This is a genomic window from Parafrankia sp. FMc2 (genome assembly GCF_041008525.1).
Classification (GTDB): Bacteria; Actinomycetota; Actinomycetes; order Frankiales; family Frankiaceae; genus Parafrankia.
Map to the genome: position 1 here is coordinate 1 of NZ_JBFLUG010000322.1, position 2670 is coordinate 2670.

Consider the following 2670-nt stretch of genomic DNA (forward strand, 5'->3'; position numbering starts at 1 on the left):
TATGACCGCGACGCGCGGTGGGCGGCCAAGGGCGACGACCTGTTCTGGTGCGGCTACAAGGTCCAGTGCGACGTGAGGTCGCACGTCGTGAGTAAGCAGAACATGAGGAGGATCGACGTGGTCGATGTTCTGGCTTCGGGTTAGTGCTCAGGGACCCGTCCCCACCCCTGGCATGCGCCATGTGTGCACTCCACGCATCGGGGTGTGAAGCCCGGGGGAAACCCCGAGGGCCGGTGACCCATCCACCGGCTACAGGAGAGGGGAAGGCCGGAAGGGTGAAGACCGTGAATCCTCGATGGAAACCCCGTCATTGTAGACGTCGCTGATGGTGCGCAAGTTCGACGGTAAGGCCTGTCGCTGGAAAGCGGCGATGGCGGCCAGGATGTGAACGCCTGGTCGTACGGGCACCATGGCCTCGGGGTAGAGAGGACACCCGACACCGGCCGCATCTCACACGTGCGGAACACGGAAACCCTGTCAGGTCCGGGGGAGCTGACCGACCCCCGGTATGCCGACCGCAAGGCGGGCGAACCCCTGGCGGGTACAGGATGGCTCGAGAAGCGAATGGCGGCAGCCGAAAGGGCAGCAGGAAAGTTGGCGCGCATGGCTGGACCTCCAACCAGCCGCGTCGATATAACTGGCCGCATACCCAGACCCCGTGTCCGGGGCCCGAAAGGGCGCTGACGCGAGCCAGGTTGCCCTTTGAAAGAACCGATGCCAGAACTACCGGAATCCGAGGGAGACGTTGGGCGCCGTGCCTCAGGACACAGCCACCGCCGTCGATATGGCGGCACCTGGCATGCCCGATGGTGTGGTGAACGGACCCGAGGGGCCGCTCGACTGGGATGCCATCGACTGGCGCTCCGAGGAGAAGTCGGTACGGCGACTACGGCAGAGGATCTTCAAGGCGGCGCAGGCAGGCGACTGGAAAAAGGTACGCAACCTGCAGAACCTCATGCTGCGCAGCCGAGCCAACACGTTGGTCAGCGTTCGGCAGGTGAGCCAGCGCAACACCGGCCGCCGCACTCCGGGTGTCGATGGTGAGGTCGCGTTGACCTCGGCCAGTCGAACCCGCCTGGCAACCCAACTACACCACCAGGTGGGAACGGCACTGCCCGTGCGGCGGGTGTACATTCCGAAAAAGGGCGGAAAGAGCAAGAAACGGCCGCTCGGAATTCCCGTGATCGCCGACCGCGCCCAGCAGAACCGGGTGCGCAACGCATTGGAACCCGAGTGGGAGGCCCGGCTCGACCGCCGTCAATACGGCTTCAGGCCGGGTCGCGGCTGCCATGACGCGATCGAGGCAATCTTCAACACAGCCCGTGGGAGTACAAACCGCGGGTGGATTCTCGACGCAGATCTTGAGGCAGCATTCGACCGAATCGACCATGATTATATCGTACGGAAGCTGAAGGGTTTCCCCGCACTGAACCAAATCCGGGGATGGCTGAAGGCCGGTGTGGTCGACAAAGGCCGGCATGCCCCGACCGAACAAGGAGCCCCACAAGGCGGGGCAATATCGCCGTTGATCTTGAATATTGTGCTCCAGGGCATCGAGGAAGCGGCCGGCACCCGGTACATCACGAGAGGAGAGACCAAACCGGGAACCCCTGTAACCGTCGTCTACGCCGATGATCTCGTCGTTCTGTGTCACAGCGCTGAACAGGCGGAACAGGTCCGGCGACGCCTCACCGAGTGGCTCGCGCCCACCGGGCTTCGCTGCAACGAGGCGAAGACCCGGATCGTGGCCATCGAGGACGGCTTCGACTTCCTGTCGTTCAACGTCCGCAGGTACACCACCAAGGACGGCCCGAAACTGCTGATCAAACCCAGCAAGGAAGCGCTCATCAGGATCCGACGGCGAATCAAGGCCGAACTACGCGCCCTGCGCGGCCAGCCAGCGGCCGTGGTGGTCGGCCGCCTCAACCCGATCATCCGGGGGCAGGCGGCCTACTACCGCACGGTGGTGTCGAAGGAGGCGTTCGCCTTCCTCGACAGCTGGCTGTTCCACCAACTGCAAAGCTGGGCCCGCCGAAGCCACCGCAGAAAGAACCGCTGGTGGGTCAGCAGACGCTACTTCGGCAAGCACAATCCGTCCAGGAACGACAAGTGGGTCTTCGGCGACCCGAAGACAGGCGCCTACCTCCACAAGTACGCCTGGACACCGATCGTCCGGCACGTCCCCGTGGCAGGCCGGTCATCCCCGGATGACCCGGCCCAAGCCCAGTACTGGGCCAACCGGCGGAAGCGGCACAGCCGCCAACATCCGCCGCTGGCACCATCGGCCGGGCACACGCTGCGCACCCAGCACTGGCGGTGCCCGCTCTGCGGAGACGACCTGCTTTACGACGACCAGCCACCCGCCTCCCCCGACCAGTGGGAGGCGTGGTTCCGGGACGCCCGCACCGCGACCGTCTACACCCAGGTCACGATGCCCGGCGCGGAGGGTCACGCCGGCGATCGACACCGCCTCGTACACACCGACTGCCACCGACGCCAACCAGGCGTCGTCACAGACGGTACGGACATGGATCTGTAGGGTCTGCCCGCCCATGTGGGAGCCCGAGCCCGGTGCCGCGACGAGTGGCACGCCGGGTTCCGAGGGGGCGGCGGCGCAGCAATGCGCCGCCGCTACCCGACCCTCACCGAAACCTGCGACCCTCCCGCCGA

General features: G+C 65.5%; 1 protein-coding gene. It reads left to right on the forward strand.

Features of this window, described 5'->3' with window-relative positions:
- Positions 1 to 784: 784 nt before the first annotated feature.
- Positions 785 to 2539 (forward strand): group II intron reverse transcriptase/maturase, encoded by a 1755-nt coding sequence (ltrA, locus tag AB1460_RS36780; RefSeq protein WP_420497461.1) that lies wholly within the window; start codon positions 785 to 787, stop codon positions 2537 to 2539.
- Positions 2540 to 2670 lie beyond the last annotated feature (131 nt).

Excerpts from the sequence above, each read along its gene's own strand:
- ltrA (WP_420497461.1), top strand. The coding sequence starts at position 785 with ATGGCGGCACCTGGCATGCCCGATGGTGTGGTGAACGGACCCGAGGGG.